The sequence below is a fragment of the Aquimarina sp. Aq107 genome, assembly GCF_943733665.1.
Taxonomy (GTDB): domain Bacteria; phylum Bacteroidota; class Bacteroidia; order Flavobacteriales; family Flavobacteriaceae; genus Aquimarina.
Genome location: NZ_OX030782.1, coordinates 4436554 through 4459114, shown reverse-complemented (window position 1 = coordinate 4459114; position 22561 = coordinate 4436554). Strand labels below are relative to the sequence as shown.

Annotated in this window: 26 protein-coding genes; 5 read left to right on the top strand and 21 right to left on the bottom strand. The window is 31.9% G+C overall.

Translation table 11 applies throughout. The features are described 5' to 3' along the window. Positions 1 to 6 precede the first annotated feature (6 nt). Genes NMK29_RS19300 through NMK29_RS19290 form a run of 3 tightly spaced genes read right to left on the bottom strand, consistent with a single transcriptional unit; the run spans position 7 to position 5125 of the window. Positions 7 to 2475: a ligase-associated DNA damage response DEXH box helicase gene (locus NMK29_RS19300; protein WP_108803253.1), complete on the bottom strand. Its 2469-nt coding sequence runs from the start codon at positions 2473 to 2475 to the stop codon at positions 7 to 9. After that, the gene (locus NMK29_RS19295) at positions 2472 to 4100 is read right to left on the bottom strand and encodes an ATP-dependent DNA ligase (protein ID WP_108803252.1); all 1629 of its coding nucleotides are present in this window, start codon (positions 4098 to 4100) and stop codon (positions 2472 to 2474) included. Before NMK29_RS19295 ends, NMK29_RS19300 begins: the two co-directional genes overlap by 4 nt. Then, positions 4097 to 5125 (bottom strand): ligase-associated DNA damage response exonuclease, encoded by a 1029-nt coding sequence (locus NMK29_RS19290; RefSeq protein WP_108803251.1) that lies wholly within the window; start codon positions 5123 to 5125, stop codon positions 4097 to 4099. Before NMK29_RS19290 ends, NMK29_RS19295 begins: the two co-directional genes overlap by 4 nt. Before the next feature lie 221 nt (positions 5126 to 5346). Between NMK29_RS19290 and NMK29_RS19285 the strand changes: the two genes are divergently transcribed. Continuing rightward, complete coding sequence (locus NMK29_RS19285) at positions 5347 to 5778, top strand: TerB family tellurite resistance protein (RefSeq protein ID WP_108803250.1); 432 nt, start codon at positions 5347 to 5349, stop codon at positions 5776 to 5778. A gap of 37 nt (positions 5779 to 5815) precedes the next feature. Here NMK29_RS19285 and NMK29_RS19280 read toward each other — a convergent pair whose 3' ends face one another. From NMK29_RS19280 to fbp, 5 genes are all read right to left on the bottom strand, one after another. After that, positions 5816 to 7354 carry an ATP-binding protein gene (locus NMK29_RS19280; RefSeq protein ID WP_108803249.1) on the bottom strand — a complete coding sequence of 513 codons (1539 nt, stop codon included), beginning with the start codon at positions 7352 to 7354 and terminating at the stop codon, positions 5816 to 5818. Positions 7355 to 7358: 4 nt separating this feature from the next. After that, complete coding sequence (locus NMK29_RS19275) at positions 7359 to 7850, bottom strand: Rab family GTPase (protein ID WP_108803248.1); 492 nt, start codon at positions 7848 to 7850, stop codon at positions 7359 to 7361. Further along, positions 7837 to 8661: a cell envelope biogenesis protein OmpA gene (locus NMK29_RS19270; RefSeq protein WP_108803247.1), complete on the bottom strand. Its 825-nt coding sequence runs from the start codon at positions 8659 to 8661 to the stop codon at positions 7837 to 7839. Before NMK29_RS19270 ends, NMK29_RS19275 begins: the two co-directional genes overlap by 14 nt. Positions 8662 to 8681: 20 nt before the next feature. Continuing rightward, the gene (locus NMK29_RS19265) at positions 8682 to 9032 is read right to left on the bottom strand and encodes a fructose 1,6-bisphosphatase (RefSeq protein WP_108803246.1); all 351 of its coding nucleotides are present in this window, start codon (positions 9030 to 9032) and stop codon (positions 8682 to 8684) included. A gap of 307 nt (positions 9033 to 9339) precedes the next feature. After that, positions 9340 to 10350, bottom strand: a complete 1011-nt coding sequence (gene fbp / locus NMK29_RS19260; RefSeq protein ID WP_108803245.1) for a class 1 fructose-bisphosphatase — start codon at positions 10348 to 10350, stop codon at positions 9340 to 9342. A gap of 176 nt (positions 10351 to 10526) precedes the next feature. On the opposite strand from fbp, the gene NMK29_RS19255 reads away from it, so the two are divergent. From NMK29_RS19255 to NMK29_RS19245, 3 genes are read left to right on the top strand one after another with little or no spacing between them, the layout of a single operon-like run. Further along, positions 10527 to 11006 carry a GNAT family N-acetyltransferase gene (locus tag NMK29_RS19255; RefSeq protein ID WP_108803244.1) on the top strand — a complete coding sequence of 160 codons (480 nt, stop codon included), beginning with the start codon at positions 10527 to 10529 and terminating at the stop codon, positions 11004 to 11006. A gap of 45 nt (positions 11007 to 11051) precedes the next feature. Continuing rightward, entirely contained in the window at positions 11052 to 12305 is a 1254-nt protein-coding gene (locus NMK29_RS19250; protein WP_108803243.1) for an aspartate kinase, read from the top strand. 53 nt (positions 12306 to 12358) lie between these two features. Then, on the top strand, positions 12359 to 14167 hold the full coding sequence (locus tag NMK29_RS19245) for a lysophospholipid acyltransferase family protein (RefSeq protein ID WP_108803242.1): 1809 nt from the start codon (positions 12359 to 12361) through the stop codon (positions 14165 to 14167). A 355-nt stretch (positions 14168 to 14522) separates the two neighbouring features. Here the strand turns inward: NMK29_RS19245 and NMK29_RS23820 are convergent, their stop codons facing one another. Next, positions 14523 to 14654 (bottom strand): hypothetical protein, encoded by a 132-nt coding sequence (locus NMK29_RS23820; RefSeq protein ID WP_255411769.1) that lies wholly within the window; start codon positions 14652 to 14654, stop codon positions 14523 to 14525. Between the two features lie 40 nt (positions 14655 to 14694). Between NMK29_RS23820 and NMK29_RS19240 the strand changes: the two genes are divergently transcribed. After that, the gene (locus NMK29_RS19240) at positions 14695 to 15492 is read left to right on the top strand and encodes a mechanosensitive ion channel family protein (RefSeq protein ID WP_159092201.1); all 798 of its coding nucleotides are present in this window, start codon (positions 14695 to 14697) and stop codon (positions 15490 to 15492) included. Positions 15493 to 15504: 12 nt separating this feature from the next. On the opposite strand, the gene NMK29_RS19235 is transcribed toward NMK29_RS19240, so the two are convergent. The 12 genes from NMK29_RS19235 to NMK29_RS19180 all read right to left on the bottom strand — a co-directional run bounded on the left by NMK29_RS19235 (position 15505) and on the right by NMK29_RS19180 (position 22253). After that, positions 15505 to 15927, bottom strand: coding sequence for an arsenate reductase ArsC (locus tag NMK29_RS19235; RefSeq protein WP_035085463.1), 423 nt, complete (start codon positions 15925 to 15927; stop codon positions 15505 to 15507). 20 nt (positions 15928 to 15947) lie between these two features. After that, positions 15948 to 16445, bottom strand: coding sequence for a GNAT family N-acetyltransferase (locus NMK29_RS19230; protein WP_108803240.1), 498 nt, complete (start codon positions 16443 to 16445; stop codon positions 15948 to 15950). Then, positions 16446 to 16931 carry a DUF6428 family protein gene (locus NMK29_RS19225; RefSeq protein ID WP_027393315.1) on the bottom strand — a complete coding sequence of 162 codons (486 nt, stop codon included), beginning with the start codon at positions 16929 to 16931 and terminating at the stop codon, positions 16446 to 16448. A 23-nt stretch (positions 16932 to 16954) separates the two neighbouring features. Continuing rightward, a complete protein-coding gene (locus NMK29_RS19220) occupies positions 16955 to 17278 on the bottom strand; it encodes a helix-turn-helix transcriptional regulator (RefSeq protein WP_027393316.1) in 324 nt (107 codons plus the stop codon). Between the two features lie 81 nt (positions 17279 to 17359). Continuing rightward, on the bottom strand, positions 17360 to 17716 hold the full coding sequence (locus NMK29_RS19215) for a TM2 domain-containing protein (RefSeq protein ID WP_027393317.1): 357 nt from the start codon (positions 17714 to 17716) through the stop codon (positions 17360 to 17362). A 145-nt stretch (positions 17717 to 17861) separates the two neighbouring features. After that, the gene (locus tag NMK29_RS19210; protein WP_027393318.1) at positions 17862 to 18245 is read right to left on the bottom strand and encodes a VOC family protein; all 384 of its coding nucleotides are present in this window, start codon (positions 18243 to 18245) and stop codon (positions 17862 to 17864) included. A 6-nt stretch (positions 18246 to 18251) separates the two neighbouring features. Then, the gene (locus NMK29_RS19205; RefSeq protein WP_027393319.1) at positions 18252 to 18710 is read right to left on the bottom strand and encodes a DUF1801 domain-containing protein; all 459 of its coding nucleotides are present in this window, start codon (positions 18708 to 18710) and stop codon (positions 18252 to 18254) included. Between the two features lie 16 nt (positions 18711 to 18726). Beyond that, positions 18727 to 19242 carry a DUF4199 domain-containing protein gene (locus NMK29_RS19200; protein WP_027393320.1) on the bottom strand — a complete coding sequence of 172 codons (516 nt, stop codon included), beginning with the start codon at positions 19240 to 19242 and terminating at the stop codon, positions 18727 to 18729. A gap of 98 nt (positions 19243 to 19340) precedes the next feature. Continuing rightward, positions 19341 to 19757, bottom strand: coding sequence for a response regulator transcription factor (locus NMK29_RS23860; RefSeq protein WP_027393321.1), 417 nt, complete (start codon positions 19755 to 19757; stop codon positions 19341 to 19343). Positions 19758 to 19815: 58 nt separating this feature from the next. Then, complete coding sequence (locus tag NMK29_RS19190) at positions 19816 to 20436, bottom strand: hypothetical protein (RefSeq protein ID WP_234424257.1); 621 nt, start codon at positions 20434 to 20436, stop codon at positions 19816 to 19818. Continuing rightward, a complete protein-coding gene (locus tag NMK29_RS19185; protein ID WP_108803238.1) occupies positions 20430 to 21371 on the bottom strand; it encodes a 2-hydroxyacid dehydrogenase in 942 nt (313 codons plus the stop codon). Before NMK29_RS19185 ends, NMK29_RS19190 begins: the two co-directional genes overlap by 7 nt. Before the next feature lie 99 nt (positions 21372 to 21470). Further along, the gene (locus NMK29_RS19180) at positions 21471 to 22253 is read right to left on the bottom strand and encodes a hypothetical protein (protein WP_108803237.1); all 783 of its coding nucleotides are present in this window, start codon (positions 22251 to 22253) and stop codon (positions 21471 to 21473) included. Between the last annotated feature and the right edge of the window lie 308 nt (positions 22254 to 22561).

The window sequence follows — 22561 nt, the reverse complement described above, 5'->3', positions numbered from 1 at the left end:
GAAGCATTATTTTTTGGATAACAAAGCTACCATCTTTTTAATACGATCTTCGAGTTTTTCGCTGGATAATTTTTCTCGCAATCGATCCGTAATAATAGGAAATGAAAAAGGAGTCGCTTTTTTACAGGATTTCCAAATAATAGATTGATTTTCTATTCTTTCTAAGGCTTTTTGTAACCTTCCTTCTTCTAATTGATGTTCAAAAGTCTCTATAAAGGCTTGTTGATATAATAGGTTTTCAGTTTCGTAATCTCTAAATACATTGAATAACAATTGTGAACTGGATTGTAGATGTTTGCTTTTTAGTACTTTATCAGGATATCCGGTAAATACCATTCCTGATATTACAGCGATATCTCTAAATTTACGTCTGGCCATTTCGGTTGCATTTAAGCTTTTTTGAAGATCACTATGCATATGATCTTTAGAAAAAAGATCGTTATCAATTACCTGTTGCATATCAATCTCTTGGTCCGATAGTAGTTCAAAACCGTAATCATTAAACGCTATGGAAAAAGAGATTGGAAATAAAAGGCTGATTCTATAAGCCAACAAACTTCCCAAAGCTTCATGAACGAATCGACCCTCAAAAGGGTAAAAAATAGCATGATATCCTTCTCGTGTTTTAAAAGTCTCGATTAGAAATTCATCAGATCCAGGAATAATACTTTCTTCTTCTTGTTTCTTAAATATGTGCGAAAGTGCTTTTAACTCCAGAGACTTTTTTTTACCAGTTTTAGATGAGGCTTTGTATAATTCGTTGCGGAGTAATTCTGACATTTGGGAAGTTAGTGTCAATCTACCACCCATCCAACTTGGAACTTTAGAAGTCTTTTTTGAAGATTTTCGTACCAAAACTTTCATTTCTTTTATCCTTACAAGTTCTAGGTTTCTTCCCGCGAAGGTAAAAACATCACCTGGTTTTAATTTTGAAATAAACCATTCTTCGATACTGCCGATATATCCTCCTTTTAGATATTTTACAGTTAATACGGCGTCACTTACAATAGTTCCTATTTGTAGACGATGTCGCATAGCGACTCCTCTGTTGTTAACTTTAAATAATCCATCTTCTAGAATTTCTACTTTTTTATATTCATCATATTGCTGCAGACTTTGGCTACCTATGGTGATGAAATTTAGTATCCATCTCCAATCATCTTCGGAGATTGTTTGATAGCAAAAGGTATTCTTAATTTCGCGATAAATTTCTTGAGGATAAAATCCATTAGAAACAGCTAAGGTAGTAAGGTATTGAACCAATACATCAAAGCTATTTAAATAGGGAATGCGATCTTCTACGGTGTTATGTTTTACTGCTTGTTGTAAAGCAGATGCTTCAATCAATTCGATGGCGTGTGTCGGTAAAAAATAAATAACACTGGTTTTACCAGGTTGATGACCACTACGACCAGCACGTTGTAAAAAGCGAGCTACTCCTTTTGGCCCTCCAATCTGAATAATAGTTTCTACTGGAGCAAAATCGACCCCTAGATCTAGGCTAGAAGTACAAACTACCGCTTTTAGAGATTCATTTCTAATAGCTTGTTCTACCCACAGCCGTGTTTCCTTGTTAATGCTTCCATGATGCATTGCCATTTCTCCTGCAAACTCTGGATATTTTTGTAGTATTTTTTGAAACCAAATTTCGCATTGACTTCGCGTGTTAGTAAAAAGTAATGTGGTTTTACTTCTTTTGATAATTGGGACAACTTCGTCTAATAAATGAATACCTAAGTGCCCACGCCAGGGAAAGGTTTCCATTTCTTTGGGAATAATGCTTTGAACTTTAATCTTCTTTTTAATAGTAGCTTTGATTAACACCGAGTTCTGTAAAGCGTCTGATTGATGTCCTAATAATACTTCTTGTGCTTGTTCTAGATTTCCGATAGTGGCAGATATTCCCCAAATCCTAAGTGAAGAAGAAACTGTTTTTAGTCTGGATAGTGCTAATTCGATTTGAACTCCTCTCTTAGTTCCTAATAGTTCGTGCCATTCATCAATTATGATAGCAGTGCAATCTTTAAAAGTTTTATCATATCCTTTTGAAGCAAGCAACAGTTGTAAACTTTCTGGAGTTGTAATGAGCAAATCTGGCATAGAACGTTTTTGTGCTGCTCTTTCTTTTTGAGAAGTATCTCCTGTTCTTATTCCTACCGTAAATTGTGTATCTAGATCATCCGCAAATCTTTCTGTAGCTTGTTTAATCTCTTGCGAAAGTGCTCTTAGCGGTGTGATCCATATTGCTTTTAAGCCTTTTTTGTGTTTCGTTTGATAACCTGGGTTATGTTTTATGTAATTTAGAACAATAGGAATCCATAGTGCATAGGTTTTTCCACTTCCGGTTGGTGCATTTAGTAATCCGTTTTTACCTTGTAAGAATGCTTTCCAACTTTGCTTTTGAAAAGGAAAAGATTTCCACTGTTGTTGTTGGAACCAAGATTCTGCGATCGCAAAAAGTTCTTTTTGTGTCATGAATCACTGGTTACATTTGGAATTAATGCTTTTAAATCTTCTAAACAATTAGCTTCATCAATTTTTTTGTCCTGTCTCCATCTTAAAATACGAGGAAATCGAGTAGCAATTCCGCTTTTATGTCTTTTGGATAGGGCAATTCCTTCGAAAGCAATTTCGAATACTAACTCTGGAGTAACACTTCTTACTGGTCCAAAACGTTCTAATGTATTTGCTTTTATGAATTTGTCAACTTCCTTAAATTCTATATCGGTTAGTCCAGAATATGCTTTGGCAAAAGTTACAAGCTCCGTTTTATCATCATTCCAGAGCCCGAAGGTGTAATCCGTAAATAAATTAGATCTTCGTCCATGTCCTCGCATCGCATAAGTAAGTACTGCATCAATAGTTAAGGGATCCACTTTCCATTTCCACCAATCACCTTTTTTTCGACCTACTAAATAAGGTGAATCTTTCTTTTTCAACATTAAACCTTCTGACCTAACATCTCGAGATCGTTCTCGCTCATCAGCTACTGCTGACCATGAATTGAAAGTCATTTTCTCGGAGAGATGTAATGGTGTTTCGTGTTTTATATAAAATTTAGAATCACAGACTTTTTGAAATAGTTTTTCTAATAATTCACGACGCTCAGAAAATGGATGGTTTCTAATGTCATTTCCTTCCCATTCTAACATATCATATGCTTTTAGAATAACAGGAGTTTTATGAAGCAAGTTGTTAGAAACGGTTTTTCTCCCTATTCTGGTTTGTAGATCGTTAAAAGATCCGATTTCTCCATTAGGAAAAGGTAGAATTTCGCCATCTAAAACGGTCCCGTTAGGTATAATACCTAGAAACTTCTGAAATTCTGGATATTTATCTGTCACCAATTCTTCTCCGCGACTCCAAACAAAAATTTCGTTGTTTCTAATAATCACTTGAGCTCTAATTCCATCCCATTTATGTTCAGCATACCAATCTGCCACATTTCCCAGATCCGAAACTTCATTTTCTACAGCATATGCTAGGTAGAAGGGATAGGGTTTTGAAAGAAAATCGGATTCATTTTCTCTTAAGATTAAGTCTTCAAAAGAAATAGTATTAGGATCCCAGTTACCCATCAATTTATATGCTAATATATCTTCATCAATTTGTGTAGCTATGGATAACGCTCTAGTCATTAATTTTTGACTGACTCCAATTCGAAAACCACCGGTAATTAGTTTAGTGAATACAAAACGTTCATAATAGTTAAGGACTTTCCAGTTTTTTAGTAAATATGCCTTTTTTTCTTCTTCGGATTGCTTTTTCAGAGCTATCATCTCTTCTAGAAATTGTGTAAGTGTCTTTGTAGAGCTTTCTTTTGATGCAGGAATTATCAAAGCTATAGTTTCTGCCAAATCTCCAACAATATGGTAAGATTCTTCAAATAACCAAAGCGGAATGTTTGCTAATTCTGATGCCCAGGTTCTAAGTAATGTAGTATTCACAGGTCTTGGAGGTCTGCGATGCGAGAGGATAGCGATAGTCCATACTTTATCTTTTTCTGGAGCTTCTGTAAAATAAGAAGCCAATGCGTTTACTTTTACATTGGTTTTATTGGTGCTATCTAAAGTCTTAATAAGGTTTGCAAATAGTTTCATTCTGTAACCTCACTTTCTTTTTTGGTGTCTATTTCGACAAGTTCACCTTCATACTGCGTTTTTTCTGTACGCGCATCATATCCCAATTCTCTAAGATATTTAGAAAATATTTCGGTATATCCGTGTGTGGTTATAATTTTAGTAGCTCCAGTTTCTTGTACAGCGTTTAATAATCCATCCCAATCGCAATGATCAGAAAGTACAAATCCTTTATCAATTGCTCGTCGTCGTCTCGCTCCTCTAAAGGCCATCCATCCACTTGCAGAAGCGGTTACATAAGGCACCATTTTTCTGATCCAGGTGCTTCCATGTGTGCTAGGAGGAGCTATCACAATATTTCCAATAAAATCGTCCTTTTTGGTTTCTCTAGTAATTAAGGTTGTCTCTGGGAAGGAAACCATAGGCCGTATCACATTCGTCATATTCTCGATAGCACCATGCGTATAAATTTTACCAATTTCAGGGTTTAAATATTTTAGAAGACGTTGCGCTTTTCCTAAAGAATATCCGAAAAGAATTGATGTTTTTCCTTCGGTTTGGTTTTCTAACCACCAATTATTTATATTATTGAAAACTTCTTGTTGTGGAGTCCATTTGAACGTGGGTAACCCAAAGGTACATTCTGTAATAAAAGTATGGCATCGTACAGGCTCATACGGAACCGAAATTCCATCATTTTCTATTTTATAATCTCCGGTAAAAACCCATATTTCTCCTTTATGTTCTACCCTAATTTGAGAACTTCCGATGATATGACCAGCCGGGTGGAGACTAAATTTTACATTGTTTATTATAAAAGTTTCTCCATATTCTTTTCCGTTAACGTTAATATCACCTAGTCGATGTTTGATAATCGGAATGTTAGTGTGATGTGTAATATAACTTTTATGCCCCCATCGACTATGGTCAGCGTGTCCATGAGTAATAATTGCATTATTTACAGGTTTCCAAGGATCTAGATATACTTTAGCGATATCGCAATAGATTCCTTTTTCTGTAAATTCTAAAAGAGGTCGATATGACATAGATGGTAATTACAACTTTATATTACTTGTTTCATTGAAATTACGGAATACTATTTTGACAAAAAAGGGTTTATAGAAATATTAGGAGTTGTTGATGATCTTTTTTAGTATTAGATTCTTGTGTTTTTATTTGCAATTAGGCCAATAAAAAAATCTAGCTTATTAAATTTTAAAAGGAGTATAGTTTGGTTATATTTGCGGAAAATAAATAAAAGTACATGATGTCAATATCTGATTTATTTGATAGTGGATTTCAGAAGAGAAATCAAGATCATTTCGCAGCAATCGTTAGAGTGGCGATGAGTGATGGTGTAATTACGGATGAAGAGAGAGCGTTCTTAGATAGATTAGCTAGAAATCTTGATATTTCGGAGAATGATTATAAAGAAATATTAAAAGATTATGCTTCTCATCCTATCAATCCTCCGATTAGTTATGATGCAAGACTAAAAAGATTATTTGATTTATCTAGAATGGTATATGCAGATAATATTAAGGGAGATGATCAAGTTGCGTTATTGGAAAGATTATGTGTTGGTTTAGGTTTTAAATCGGACAACGCTAAGTATGTTGTAGATAAAGCACTTTCTTTAATAGATCAAAATGTAGATGAAGATACTTTTGCAGATGAAATTAAAAACATGAATCGATAATATCCATATTCGATTAATACTATAAAAAAAGCCGCTTCTAAGAAGCGGCTTTTTTAGCTATTTGTTTTACTATTTTATAAATTAAATCTTCTTGTTCAAAAGGTTTAGCAATAAAATCATTCATTCCAGAACGTAAACATTTGTCTCTTTCGGCTTCTGTTGCTTTCGCGGTAAAACCTATAATCGGAACTTCAGAGATCATCTTGTCACCATAATTATTTCTAATCATATGAGTTGCTTTATAACCATCTACTTTTGATAGTTTTAAATCCATTAAAACAAGATCATAGTTTCTTCTTTCTAGATAATTAATTGCCTCTTGTCCGTTTATAGCAACATCTACAAAGAAACTTCCGTGACTAATTAATATTTTCATTAGTAAGAATTGAGTAGCTTCTTCATCTTCGACCACTAATATTCTAAATTTCTTTTTAGTTTCAGGAAGGCTGTATTTTTTCTTTTTCTTCGTTGGGATAGATTTTGTAACATCAAATTTGAATGGCAACTTAATCTCAAAGGTTGTTCCTTTATCTGGCTCACTCGTAACTTTGATTTCTCCATTTAGGAGATCTACCAAGTCTTTTACTATAGCTAATCCTAATCCTGTACCCGAAATTTGTTTATCTCCATTAAAGCGTGTAAATCTGTTGAAAATGTTTTCAAGATTTTCTTCTTGAATTCCTAAACCAGTGTCTTCAATCTTGAAACCAACATTTATTTTGTTTGTACGTTGATAGTTCTTAGTAACTGACAGACTTACTTTACCTTCTTCAGTAAACTTGAAAGCATTGTTAAGAATGTTATTTAAAATTTGAAATACGCGTGTTCGATCTCCAATAAGATATTCCTGAATACTAGGATCTATATACGTTTCGAATTCGATTCCTTTTTCTTCTGCAAGTTTAGCGTATGTTTCTTCGAATCCTTCTACAAGGTTAATAAATAGAAATCTTTCGTCTATAATTTTTATTTTGCCAGACTCTATTTTAGAAATATCTACCATATCCTCTATAAGAGCGTTGAGGTGTATGCTTTGTCTCTTTATAATTCTAGCTAACTCTTCTTGTTCAAAATTTAAATTTGTTTTTTCTAATACCTCGATAAAACCTAAAATACCTGTCAAAGGTGTCCTGATTTCATGATTAATGTTGGCTATAAAACTATTTTTAAACTTTTCTTTATCAAGTAAATACTGATTTTTAAGTTCTAACTCTTTGGCCCTTAGAATAGACTCGTTTTTTTGTTGTGCTATTTTATTAAGTTCATAATACTTGTTTGAGTAATCAAACAATAGAATAACAACTTCTTCAGTATTTATTTTAATTGTGATATCACATATTTTATCAAGTTTCTTTTCTTCCAAGTGAATACAAGGAAAATTATAGATAGTCTCTTCTTGCTCAAAAATCTCAATAAAACCTTTTATAATTTCAAAAAACGGATGCGCATCATAGATAGATGTTCCTATTTTCCATTTAAAAATATTACCATCAGTTTCTTTAATTGTTCCATCGTGTTGAACGATTGTGCACTGCGTTTTTTGATTAAAGAGTAGCTTTTCTTCTTGATATGTCATAGTACTATGCAGTTATTTCCTCAGCAAGACGTGCAAAGAAATTTTGTACATTTTTATTGGTTTTTGCACTGGTTAAACAATCAACAGTTATGTTTAGTTCTTCAAACGTTTTTGTTATTTCTTTCTCATTTACCAGATCTAGCTTATTACCAATAACCTTAACTGTCACTTTAGGGTGATTTTTAGAAAGATATTTTAAATCTTGATTGAGGTCTTTATAGGTGTCAATCCGAGTAAGATCAAATACATAAATAAAGGCATTGGATCCCAAAAGATATGATTTTCTGGTATCTTCTATGTCCGTATGCCCTTCGGTATCCCAAATGATCATAGAAAGTTCTCGTCCATCTGGCATTTCGATAACTTTCTTTTGTATCTGAACACCTAAAGTAACTTTATAGTCTTCAGAAAATTCATCATCAATAAAACGTCTGAATAATGACGTTTTTCCTACACCAAAGTGTCCTAAAAGCACTACTTTTTTAGACAATTTCATCTTCAAAATGTTTTTTTAATTTTTTAGTAAACAGCTCACTATTTTCTAGATCTCTTTTAGAAATGTGCTCTTGCGCAAAGTTAATAATTTGATCTTCTAAAACTTCCTTAAACATCACATTATACGCACCAGATATTACAGCGGCAATATAATACGAATAAAAATTCTGTATATGTATTGTGTACAATTCGTATTCTATGGTTTCTAGGTTTTGATTTCCTCCTTGAAAAGCATCTTCTACAAAACTTTTTATAGCAGTTAACATGCCTGCGACCATATCTTTATCTACTGCATTATCAGATAAAGGACTATAATCTGTAATTAATAATCCCGAATCTTTTTCGATGACAAACATTTGTATCAATCTAGGTTTGGCATAGTCAGTTATTGCAAGATCACCATCACTAATTCCTTGTGCTCTTGCTTTTGTTCTTTTAAACCAATTTTTAAATGAGAAAGCTTGTCTAGTTTTTCTATTTATATTTTCACTCAATAGCTTCATTTCATGAGCAATGTACTTCTTAATCATCTTCCCGATGATTGGAAATAAGGCTTCTACAACTGCGTCTTGAGAATTTTTAATTTCTTCCTTTAAAGCTTCAGTAATTGTTGGGCCTAATGTTTTCGGAATTTCTTCGACAAATTGTTCTAATTTGTCATCTATAATGGGATCTACTTTGTGAGATAATTCCTGTTTTTGATAAACTATTTTACTTAATTCATCAACTTTTTTGGCAATAGAATCCGCATACTCCTTCTCTTCAGTAAGAAGAAGTTCTTTAAGAATTTTTAATTTATCCTGTTCTTCCATATGGTTGGATAAACAGATTACTATTTATTTATTTTTTCTCCCATAGCGATCAAAAGATCACCTAATGTTTTTCTATCAACCTTTTTGTTATCTAACATTTCTACCTTATCAGCTAAATTATCTTCTAATTCAGTAATTCTAATATTTATATCAGTGCTAAGATTGTCAATTGCCTGATTTAATTCTTTTCGAGTATCTTCAATAAAATCTTCAAGCTCCTTTTTCTTAGAAGAAATATCCTTTTTAACTGAGTCAAATTCAGAGTTATATGCAGCAATGTTTTCCCCAAATATTAGATTTTTTATTGCCTCTATTTTTGAAGAAGGATCATTTACCACTTGTTCTTGCGCAGCTTTATTTTCTTTGGCCATTTTTGGTAATTTATATTGTTGTTCTATGAGCTTCAGGTAAATTTAACATAAAAAACATTAAAAATAAGAGTTCACAGAACAATAATGTTAAAGTTACTTGCTTTTACAACAAATGTAATACGTTTAATTTATAGAGTTTTAATGATTGGTTGGAGGGAGAAACTCTTTTGTTTTTATTGTTTAATTGCAAGATTAGTGAAAATTAATTGCAATCAATCTATTCATAAGCCTTTTTTTATAAATACGATTATCTAACTATTTGGCTAATAGTTATAAATAAATTATACCCTAAGTAAAATTGATGTGTTTAGGATTCAGAACTTTTCATAAATGACTCTACTTTCGAAACCATATTTTTACTACCACATATAAATGGAGTACGTTCATGTAATTCTGTAGGTTTTATTTCTAAAATCCTTCTAAACCCATCACTTGCTGATCCACCTGCTTGTTCTGCAATAAAAGCCATTGGATTACATTCGTAAAGTAAACGAAGTTTTCCGTTTGGAGATTTAGAAGTACTAGGATACATATAAATTCCGCCTTTTATCATATTACGATGAATATCACTAACTAAGGAACCTATATATCTGGATGTATATGGACGATCCTGTTTTTCTTCTTGACAGTACTTAATGTAATCTTTTATACCTTGTGGGAAATGAATATAGTTTCCTTCGTTTACAGAGTAAATGTTTCCGTCTTCAGGAAAAGTCATGTTTGGGTGTGATAAGTAATATGTACCCAAAGCTGGGTTTAATGTAAATCCATTAACACCGTGGCCAGTAGTATATACCAGCATAGTAGATGTTCCGTAAATAATATATCCAGCAGCAACTTGTAAATTACCAGGTTGTAAGAAATCTTCCATAGTAACAGGCGTTCCTGTTGGAGTAACTCTTCTGTAAATCGAAAAAATTGTTCCTACAGAAACGTTAACATCTATGTTAGAACTACCATCCAATGGATCCATAAGTACTACATAATTGTTTCTATGATCGCTCTTTTGTCCTTTTATTGTGATGAAGTCATCATTTTCTTCAGAAGCAATACCACAAACGATTTCTCGATTTGTTAGTGTATTGATAAAGGTTTCATTAGCTAGTACATCAAGTTTTTGTTGGTCTTCGCCTTGTATATTAGTTTCGCCAATTGCACCAGTAATATCAACCAAACCGGCTTTGTTTACTTCATGGTTTACCATTTTTGCAGCTAGTCGAATTGAATTGATCAATCGAGAAAGTTCTCCACTAGCGTATGGAAAATCTTTTTGGTTTTCGATAATAAATTCTCCTAAGGTTTGGTTTTTTCTGGCCATTTTGGTTGTGTTGAATTTCTGCAAAAATATTATTTTTTAAATAACTAAAACGTTTTCGTAACCGTAATTTGTGAAACTTTTTTAAGAATTAGTAAAACCAAAATTAGATTACTATAAGATTACAAAATTGTCTGGTTTCTAATACATATTTTATAGTTTTGATAAACTTTTGACTTATGGACTATATAATAAGAGATGCTGTAGCAGAGGATATGCCTCAAGCACTTACATTAATTGAAGAATTAGCTCTTTTTGAAAAAGAACCTGATGCTGTAGAAGTGACGGTAGAGGATCTGATTAATGAAGGCTTTGGAGAAAAACCATTGTTTCATTGTTTTGTGGCAGAAATTAATAATGAGTTAGTAGGTTTAGCATTGGTGTATTTTAGGTTTTCTACTTGGAAAGGAAGAACTGTGCATCTAGAGGACTTAATTGTTAGAGAGTCTATGAGGGGTTCTGGTATTGGAATGGCTTTATATAAAAGAGTTATGCAGTACGGAAAGGAGAAAGGTGTAAAAAGAGTAGAGTGGAATGTCCTGGATTGGAATAAACCCGCAGTTAATTTTTATCTAAAAAGTGGCGCTAAAATCCTAGAAGGTTGGCAGGTTGTGCAGATGGACGAACATGGATTAAATGCATTTGTTTCGAAGATGTAATACCAAGATGTATATATTCGTTAATGAACGAAATTATTGTAACTGATGAGGGTTTTTAAATTTGGAGGAGCATCTGTAAAAGATGCTAAAGCGGTAAAAAATGTAGTTAGCGTATTACAGAGAGTTGAATATTCTGATATTGTAATAATAGTATCCGCAATGGGAAAAACTACTAATGCCCTGGAATCCGTTGTAGAACATTACCTTAACAATAGCAATCAATTTAAAAACGCTATAGATTTTATAAAACAATATCACAACGAAATACTTACAGATCTTTTTGTAAATAAACAGCATCCAATTTTTGATAAGATACATTCTCTTATTCTAGATATGGAAACGATGCTTAGTAGAAATAAATCGAATCAATATGATTATGTATATGATCAAACGGTTTGTTATGGTGAACTAATATCTACTGCTATTGTTAGCGAATATTTGTCAGAAAATGGATATGACAATGAATTATTAGATGCTAGAGATGTAATAAAGACGAATGATGTTTACCGTGATGCGATCGTTAATTGGGATTTTACTCAAAAAAACATTGATACGAAAGTTAATAAAAAAGGATTAACAATAACGCAAGGTTTCATAGCCTCTAATTCAAATAATTTTACAACTACACTTGGTAGAGAAGGGAGTGACTACACAGCTGGAATTTTTGCTTATTGTACAAATGCTGTAAGTGTAACGATATGGAAAGATGTACCAGGAGTATTAAATGGAGATCCAAGAGTTTTTGAAAACACTAAACTATTATCGCAAATCTCTTATGAAGAAGCTATAGAATTAGCATTTTATGGAGCTTCTGTGATTCATCCTAAAACCTTGCAGCCATTACAAAGAAAGGAGATTCCGTTATATGTTAAGTCCTTTCTTGATCCTAAAAGTGAAGGGACTTCAGTTAAAAAAGGACAGAGATTAGTCCCGTATTTACCTTGTTATATCATAAAAAAAGATCAAATACTTCTATCTCTTTCTTCTTTGGATTTCTCATTTATGGTAGAGGAAAACATAAGTGAGGTTTTTGCACTTTTTCATAAGTATCACTTAAAAGTAGATCTTATACAGAACTCAGCTATTAGTTTTTCTGTTTGTTTGGATGATAAATTCAATAATTTTGATGAATTACTGATGCACTTAAAAGCAAAATTCAGTGTTATATATGAAAGGAATGTTTCTTTATTTACGATTAGACATTTTGATAAAGAATCAATTCTGTTTTTAGAAGAAAACAAGGATATTTTACTTAAACAAAGTACAAAAGAAACGTATCAAATGGTTGCAAAACAATAAGATGTCCTATTCAATGTTTTTCCTATATTTGTAGTTAGCACAAAACTTATTTAATGGCGGTAGTCACCTCTAAAGAAGTAGCCAAAGGGCTCAAATTGGATAAACTTGGTTTTATTGGCACTTTTGTTGGCTGGATGATTCTTAAAATCACACGGTTATCAAAAATAAATCGTCAATACGATAGTATTAGCCACTTAGAAGGAAAGGAGTTTGTTAAGAGTGTATTAGATATGTATGGTGTTACTTTCGAGATACCACCCGAAGATCTAAAAAGACTACCTAAACAAGGTGCCTTTATAACACTTTCTAACCATCCACTGGGAGGATTAGATGGAATACTTCTTCTGAAATTAATGTTTGAACATCGCTCAGATTACAAGATAATAGCAAATTTTCTTTTGCATAATTTTACTCCTTTAAAACCTTTTATTATGCCCGTTAATCCTTTCGAGAATAGAAAGGAAGTTAAATCTAGTTTAGGAGGAATTAGAGAAGCAATTTCGCATCTTAAAGATGGAAAGCCTTTAGGTATATTTCCTGCTGGAGAAGTGTCAACAATGAAAGAGGGTAAGAATTATGTAGACAAACCATGGGAAACTGGAGCAATGAGATTGGTAAAGAAAGCTCAGGTTCCCGTGATTCCAATATATTTTCATGCAAGAAATAGTAGGCTTTTTTATCAGTTAGCTTCTATTAACGATACGCTAAGAACTGCTAAGCTACCAAGCGAGCTTTTTTCGCAAGAAAATAAGGTGATTAAAGTGCGAATTGGGAATCCTGTTTCTGTAAAAGATCAAGAAGAGTATGGCAACATAGAAGATTTTACGAATTTCTTACGTAAAAAAACATATATGTTGGCTAATCCATATGAGAAGAAAACATTGATGGAATCTATTCCTCAAAATTTAAAGATTCCTAAGTCTCCAAAACAAATCGCGGTAGAAGGAAGTATAAATTCTATAGAATCAGAACTTAGATTTTGTCGTGATAATGATATGCGTTTATTGGTAAGTAAAAATTACGAGGTTTTTCTTGCTAAAAAAGAGTGTATACCCAATGTTGTACATGAAATTGGTCGATTACGTGAAATTACATTTAGAGAGATTGGAGAAGGAACAAATCAATCAATTGATTTAGATCCTTTTGATGATTATTATCATCATATGTTCTTATGGGATATGAAAGCTAAAAAGTTAGCTGGAGCCTATAGAATGGGAATGGGGAATGAAATTTATTCTAATTTTGGAATTGATGGATTTTATCTGCAAGATCTATTTAGGTTCGAACCAGAATTGCACAAAATGATGAGTGAGTCTATTGAAATGGGTAGAGCATTTATTATAAAAGAATATCAGCAACGTCCGATGCCGTTATTTTTACTTTGGAAAGGTATTGTGCACTGTACGCTTCGTTTTCCAGATCATAAATATTTAATTGGTGGTGTAAGTATTAGTAATAAGTTTAGTAATTTTTCTAAGTCTTTGATGATTGAGTTTATGAAATCTCATTACTATGACCCTTATGTAGCACAATATGTTAGACCTAAAAAAGAATTTAAGGTTAAACTTAAGGATGCGGATAAGGACTTTGTATTTGATGAGAGTAGAAGTGACCTTAATAAGTTTGATAAAATTATTGATGAAATTGAACCTGGAAGTCTTCGTATACCAGTTTTAATCAAAAAATACATCAAACAAAATGCGAAGGTAGTAGCCTTTAATGTTGATCCATTATTTAATAATGCGGTAGATGGGTTGATGTATATAAGAATAGCAGATCTACCAGATAGTACGGTTAAGCCAGTAATGGAAGAATTTCAGGCAGAATTAGAACAGAAGTATTTCAAAAATGCCGACAAATAATCGGTAATTGGTAGTTTTTTTGTGCAGTTAATCGTAAAATTCCCGTTTTTTCTTACTCCATTCTTTTAGAATACTGATATATTTCACTAATTTGAAGATTAAAATATCTTGAAGTGGTTGTACAATATATTTACTTTGCTATTGCGTTATTAGGCGTTATATTATTTCTCTTTCTAAATAAAAAGCTTTTTAAATGGTTTCAAAGCAAAATAAGTAAATTAGAAAACAATATTTTTTTTGGAAGAACTAAGTTCTCTCAGTTCTTTCGGTTTATTACTCCTAGACGAGAAAGACATATTCTTACGTTCATTATAAGACTTTTAAAGATAACCGTAATCTTTATTTTCTTCATTTTCTATCTTCCTTTTTTATTTAGTTTAGTTCCACAAACAAAAGAGTATGCAGATGTTGTTTTAGGATATATAAAGAAACCTTTAGTGTTTTTATATGAAGGGTTGGTAGGTTTTATACCAAATCTGTTTTTCATTATTGTTATCTTTTTTGTGACTAAATATCTAATAAGGTTTTTGAAATATGTAACAGCAGAATTAGAAAAGGAAGCAGTGCGCTTAGATGGTTTTCATGCGGATTGGGCAAGACCAACTTTTAACTTGTTACGTGTTTTTATCATTGCTTTTGCGCTTATAATTGTATTTCCGTACATACCAGGTTCTGATTCTCCTGCTTTTAAAGGATTGTCAATTTTCTTTGGTATTTTATTCTCTTTAGGATCTACCTCGGCAATATCGAATATTGTAGCAGGTGTTGTAATAACCTATATGAGGCCTTTTAAAGTAGGTGATAGGGTAGAGATTGGAAATACTATTGGGGATGTCACTGAAAGAAGTTTGTTGGTTACAAGAATTCGTACAATTAAAAACTTAGATGTAACAATTCCTAACTCTTCGATTTTAGGAAATCATATTATTAATTTCACTAAAAATGCCTCAGAAGATGCAGGTGTCATTTTACATACTTCGGTTACGATTGGATATGATGTATCTAGTAATGAAGTTATAGAAGCTTTAAAAATGGGAGCAAAGAATACGGATCAGGTTTTAAGCGAACCCGTACCCTTTGTTTTGATTAAAAGTTTGGATGATTTTTACGTAAATTATGAATTAAATGTTTACACCAAAAATCCAGAAAAGTCAGCTGCTATTTATTCGATACTACATGAGAATATTAAAAATGAATTACATCAATCGGGAATAGAAATTCTATCCCCACACTATCATGCCGTAAGAGATGGAAACAATCTGGCAGTTCCGCCTTCGAACATTCCTGAAAACTATGCTAAACCAGGGTTTAAGATTGACAAGTAATTTGATTAAAACCTATGTAGTTTGTAAAACGCTTTTATTTACAAAATCGTGGCAATATTCTTTAATTTGATTTCTTGTTTTGGTAAAAGCTGCATGAATTTCTTCTTCAGTTCCTTCTACTTTTGAAGGATCAAAAAAGTTGTAATGCAAGCGTTCTGCTTTTCCTGGAAAAAAAGGGCACCTTTCTTTTGCATTATCACAAACTGTGAGAATATAATCGAATTTTAGATCTAAATATTCTTCTAGGTTGTTAGATGTATGATTAGAGATATCAATTCCATCTTCTTTCATAATGGCGATAGCTCTAGGGTTTACACCATGAGTTTCTACTCCGGCACTATAAACCGTTGCACTATCTTTTGCAAAATGTTTTAAATAGCCTTCTGCCATTTGACTTCTACAGGAATTTCCTGTGCATAATACTAAAATGTTCATTATTGTGGTGTTTTTTGTGGTTACATTATTGTTTTACTTCTACGTTCTAAAATGGTATTGTCATACCATATGTTAGACAATTTGCCTATTTTTTCTCTATATCCAATGACTCTAAATCCTAGGGATGTGTGTAGATGAATGCTAGCTTTATTATTACTAAATATTCCTGCTTGTAGGGTCCAAAATCCTTTTTTTTCGCTTTCTTCAATTAATTTAGTCAAAAGTAACTTGCCGACTCCCAAATTCCTACGATTTGATGTTATGTAAATACTAATTTCTGCAACGCCTCTATAAACATCTCTTGTAGAGACAGGAGCTAAAGCTGCCCAACCAATAATTTCATTATTTAGAACAGCTTTTAATCTGCAGGATCCAATATGAACTTGATTCCATTGTTCCCATTTTGGGATTTTGGTTTCGAAAGTTGCTATACCAGTATCTATTCCTTCTTTGTAGATTTTAGCAATATCTTGCCAATCTTCTTCATTAAAAGTTAATATTTCTATTTTTGGTTTCATCTAGCAACATCCACTTCCTGGTGCACAAGAATTTGCTTCGACAGCAGATGATTCTGGAACTCCACAGGTTTCTTTCGCTTTACAATCGGTAGGGTTTACGGCAAGTTTTACTATTAGTTGTCCATCATTTATATTAAATCCAGTAATATGTAAATGTGCAGTGTGAAACATAGAATTTCCGTATTCGATTTTTACTGGAGCATCCATTTCATAAGCAGTCATTGTTCCTACTTTTCTAAGAATGCCTAATGCCTTATAGGAACTTAGATAATCTCGTTTCCCTAATTCATTTGGACTTTCCCATAACTGAATGATTGTTTCTTTCCAAGAATCTGTTCCTGCTCCACAATCAACAGAGTCTATGGTTACATGTTTTACTTCTGTAATATGATAATTAGCACCTACCAGCATTCCAGGCGCATATTCAAACAGTAAAGGTTTGTCTTGATGTTCTCCTAATAATGAAATAAATTCTGATGTATTCATAATATAATAATTTATTTTTTTGTTTAACAACAGTTCTGTTTCGTGGTATTAAAAAATGAATTGAGGTTTTGTTGTAATTCATTCCATTTGTCAATATTGATACAATAACACATACTTTTTCCTTCGACTTCTCCTTTTAGGAGGCCGATACTTTTTAATTCCTTGAGATGTTGTGATATAGTAGCTTGTGCTAAACCTATTTCTTCTACCAAATCATTACATATACAAGCATCTTGTTTACTTATATATTGAAGTATGGCGATACGCGCAGGATGCCCAAGTATTTTAAAAGTTTGAGCTAGTTCGTTTTGTTGTTGATCGAATATTTGAGTTTTGGTAATACCCATAATGTAATTTTAATATCGCAATATTACGATATTAAAATGAAACAAAAAAGCCAGAATAATATTTTCTGGCTTTTTTGTTTTTTAGAACCAAGGTTTTTTACCTACTTGATAGGTTTGGTAGAATTCTTCATCAGATTTGGTCAAGTAAATAATCCCCTCAATTAATCCTACAATACCACCTGCACCACAGGTAACTACTGATATAATTAATTGGATAATACCTTCTTTATTGTACCCTAAAACAAATTTATGAATCCCTAATGATCCAAAAAGTATTCCTAAGATACCTGCAAGAACTTTTTTGTTATCACCTGTTACTTCGTTAAATGTTTCTTTGGCCCCTTCGGCAAACTCACTAGCTGTTTCTTTTGCTGCATCAAGCGCTTCTTCAGCTCCTTTTTTCAGATCATCTCCCAAATTGTTGTTTTCTTCACTCATAATTTTGTTATATACAATTGATTAGTGCGTAGAAAGTTACAAAAAAATATGATTATATAGAATCATTATAAAAAAGGTAACACAATGAAAATCTTCAAATATGATCTGTTAAAACCTTTTTTAAAGCTGTAATTAGATTGTAAGCTTATAAAAATGCTTTATCTATAGGTTCCCAAAGCTCAATTTTATTGCCTTCGGGATCTACAATCCATCCAAATTTACCATATTCATATTCTTCTATTTCACCAACTATTTTTACCCCTTCTTCTTTTAGAACTTTTAAGAGTTCTACTAGGTTTTCTACTCTAAAATTCATCATGAATTCTTTTTTGCTAGGAGAAAAATAGTTGGTGTCTTCTTTAAAAGGGCTCCATTGCGTAGAACAATCATTGCCATCTTTGTCTTTCCACCAAAAAGTGCATCCATAATCATCTACAGGTAACCCTAAATGTTTGCCATACCATTCTTTTGTTGTTTTTGGATCTTTTGTTTTGAAAAAAAAACCTCCTAGCCCTGTTACTCTTTTCATCTATCTTTATTTCTTTTTTATATTAGTTTCATATATGTTAATCCACTCTTGGGGAGTCATTTTAGCAGCTAATTCTCCAATTAGTTGTAAAGGAATTTGATCAATTTTCTTAAAACGAATACAACTTTTACCCATATCTAACTTAGTTTTTACATATTTAGGATACTCCCCTACAAACCAATCCATTAATTCTTTATCCGCATAAATCCCCATATGATATACAGCAATAAAATTTTTCTGAGATGCAATATTCATAAATGGTAACGGTAATTTTGGGTCACAATGATATCCATTGGGATATGTTTCGTGGGGGATCACATATCCTATTAATCCATAATTCATTACTTCAGAGAATCCTTCTGGGAGATTATCTAAAATCACCCTTCTTAAATTTTGCATAACCTCTTTACGTTCTTCGGGTATAGCTTCAATATATTCATCTGGTGTGTTTGCTTTGTGTTGCATACTGTTTATGTTTTAATTATTGAGATGGTTTTCTATGTAGCATGAGTCCTGAAATCAGTGAAATAATAAATCCGATGATAAGGACTGTTACAGACATCAATAAAAAATTCATTAAAGGATTTGAAAATAATTCTTTTTGAGTCTCTAATTCTGAAAGCTTTATTTTAAATTCTTCTTCAGAAAGAGTAGTACGCATTTCTTCTATAATGTGACCATAATATTCTGCAGAAAAATTAGGGTTGATATACTTTATATAAACTACATCTAATAATCCAAATGCGATTGCGGCAAATAAAGAAATCAATAATCCAATTATCAATGCTTTTCCGAAAGATACTGTACCATTATTTTCTATATCTCTGTAATGCTTTATGCCAAAGTATACGAAAATAAGGGATACTACCATACTGGCATATCCAATTACTTCTTGTAGGGAATAGGATAAACTTTTTCCAAGAGTCAATGCTAAAGTAAATAGTATACATATGGTTATTGCACCATATATTCCATAACGTACAACTGTATTTTTCATTTGTGTTTTGTTTTATGATTTAGTCAAAAGTAGTTTCGATAATCAAAAAATCACTCATACTAAAGTATGAATTGTATAGCACTTTTGTGCTAAAAGCCTTAAAATTGGATAATTCGAAGTTCTTTGGCGATCTGTATGGCTTGTGTACGGCGTTTAGCATTTAACTTGACTAAGATGTTTGATACATGTGTTTTGATGGTACTTTCGGACACAAAAAGTTTCTTTGCTATTTCTTTATTAGATAATCCCGATGCTATTTCGCATAATACCTCATATTCCCGTTTGCTTAAACCTAATGTTTTGATTTTTTCGTGATCTATTTCTTTTGAATTACTTTTTTCTCTGTGAAGTACTTTTTTATTAATTATGATTCCAATAACAAAAAAAACGATGGCTATTCCTGCAATAATAAATTCTATAGAGGTGTGACCAGATACAAGACTGTATTTACTTAACTGAAAAAGTAGAAGTAATGCTAAAACTAATGCTCCGAAGATGAATATGGTTTTCTTCACCATATAAATTTACTAAAACAAGATGTAATTGATTGTTTTTTTTGGGTTACTAAACAAATTATTTAGAAAGCAAGTCAATCTCTTTTTGAAGATTTTGTTTAGCTTGTTTTTCTAGTATACTATAAAAATGCCTTGTTTTATAAATCTTAGGCATTTCAATGAAGTGTTCTAGTACTTTGATCCTGCCTTTATTGTACATAAAATCTGGGTAGTATTTATATTCTTTTCTAACTTGTTTAAAGTACATTTCATAATCGGTCCAACTACTTCCTAGAATTGAAAGATCAGCATCCGTAAAATAATTAACATCGTTGTTTTTAGAAATTTGATGGCCTTTGGTTGCTAAAATTATTTCTTTACAAAGCTCAACTCTTTCTGAACTAATAAATAATGAGGATAATACTTCTTCAGCTTTTTGTGCACTTCGTTCTTCATTATCTTGTTTTAAAACGTTGTAAATGCAATCATGATAGAACAATGAAAATAACACAATATCCCAGTCTACAATTTCTTCTTGTACCGAAAGTAAATTTTGATACAAATTTTCTAGATGCGATAGATTATGGTAATATCGACTTTTTTTATTGTGATTTTTGATTACATAATCCCATAGAGAACTGGAAATTTTTTGATTTTCAGAATATTTAGTAATCAGTTGTATGAATATTTCTTCTAGCAAAATTCAGCTTTGATTTTATCTACAATTGTTTGAGCAAGTTTTTCTTTAGACTCAATTGTCCAACCAGCAATATGAGGACTAAGAATTACATTGTCCATTTTTATTAAGTCTTTTAGTGGTTTGGCCATTTCAGCTTCTGAAGAAAATAATTGTTCAAAAGAAGATTTTTCGTATTCGAGGACGTCTAATCCTGCTCCTAAAATTTTTTCTGATTGTAACCCATCTACCAAGTCTTTGGTAACTACACTTTTTCCTCTAGCAGTATTGATGAGCCAAAATGGTTTTTTGAATTTATCGATAAACTTAGCGTCTATCATTTTGTTGGTTAACGGAGTCCATGGTGTATGTAAACTTAGCACATCGGTTTTTTCAAAAAGTTCTTCTAGGCTAACTTGAGTAGCATCGCTATTCTCCACATCTTCTTTGATATCGTAGCAAATTACTTCTACATCGAAACCTCTCAATTTACGGGCAAATGCCCTTCCCATATTTCCATATCCAATGATACCAATAGTTTTTAAATCTAGTTCAATTCCACGATTTGCTTCGCGGTTCCAATGACCATTCTTTACCTGACGATCTGCTGTATTTAATTTGTTGAATAGTGATAAAATCATTCCTAAAGCGTGTTCTCCTACAGCATTACGATTTCCCTCGGGAGCAGAAAAGAGTTTAATGCCTTTTTTTTCTGCATAATCGGTATCAATACTTTCTAAACCTGCACCAACGCGACCAATAAACTTTAGGTTTGTAGCTTTATCTAAAAAATCTTTATCAATTTTAATACGGGACCTGATTATGATTCCATCATATTCTTTTATTATTGATTCGATTTCAGGCTTTGTAGACGTATAACTTTTTTCGTTTTCAAACCCTAAATTATTTAATTGGTTTATTAAGAGAGGATGATTAGCATCTATATGCAGTATTTTCATGAACGATATTATTAGTATTTCAAAAATAACTAATAAAAGATAAAATAATTTTAATGGAAGTATAATTATATATGATATCGTTTTTTTATTCTTAGTTGATTAAGTTGTGGAATTTGAAGGGATAAAAATAGCTTTGATTCTATCGATAATTCCCTGTAGGATGCTAAAGATTGCATCAGAAGAAAAACCACCAATAAGTGCCATTAGCCCTTTGTTGAATAGATTAATTTCTTGAGGATCTTTTTGGTAAAAAGAGATAATCTCTGAAGAAATAAGCCCAGCGATAATCCCCAAAATTACTAATGCCACATAGTAAATAGTATCTTCTGGGACCAAAGTGCCATTTTTTACTGCCGTACTTACATTTTTTAGTAAATAAAAAAGTACTCCTAAACCTGATATAGCAGTTAGAAAACCTAAATTTAGGAGTAATGAAAGACCTTGGTTATCCATAATACCTTTGTCCAATGAATCGTTATTTACTTCTGGAGAAAGTCCAGTAATGATAAATGCGATTAGAAAAATTATAGATAATATGATTAAGTTTCTTACCAAAGGTAATTTGCTGAACAATGTCTTTCCTTTTTCTTCTTCTCTAAGTTTTTTAGTGTACTCAATAGATTTTGGTGTAGCAGGTGAAATATTTTTGCATAATATGTTATGAGAATTAATAAGATCATCTACCGTACTATTTTGAATAAGTGTATTCACCTCTGTATTTATAGTTATACCATTAAAAATAGCATAAGAGAGCATATTATTTATTTCATTACTAAGCTTATGAATGATTTCTTTAGAAATTCCAGGAACTATTTCAGGTTTTGGAGAGATAGTTTTTACTGTTTTATCGGTAGCTTTACTGATGTTAGTTGCAGTTGCCATGGTGTTAAGAATTTATCGATAGTTATTTAGTACTTTAAAACTATAAAATTATAATCGGTAAAAAACATAGTATTTATACCTGTTTTTAAGCTAGCATTTTTCTATAAATCTAACCGCCAGAATAAATGTTGTTTTTAATATATTATAGAGATAGTTAGATCATTTACAAAGTTTAAATATCATTCTATTTGATAAAACCGGAAATTGCTTAGATACTTGGGGAGTTTTTTTTATATATTTATTAGGAAATACCATTATAATAGCGTGTTATAAAAAAACACTACTATACTTATGTTAAACAAGTAGTT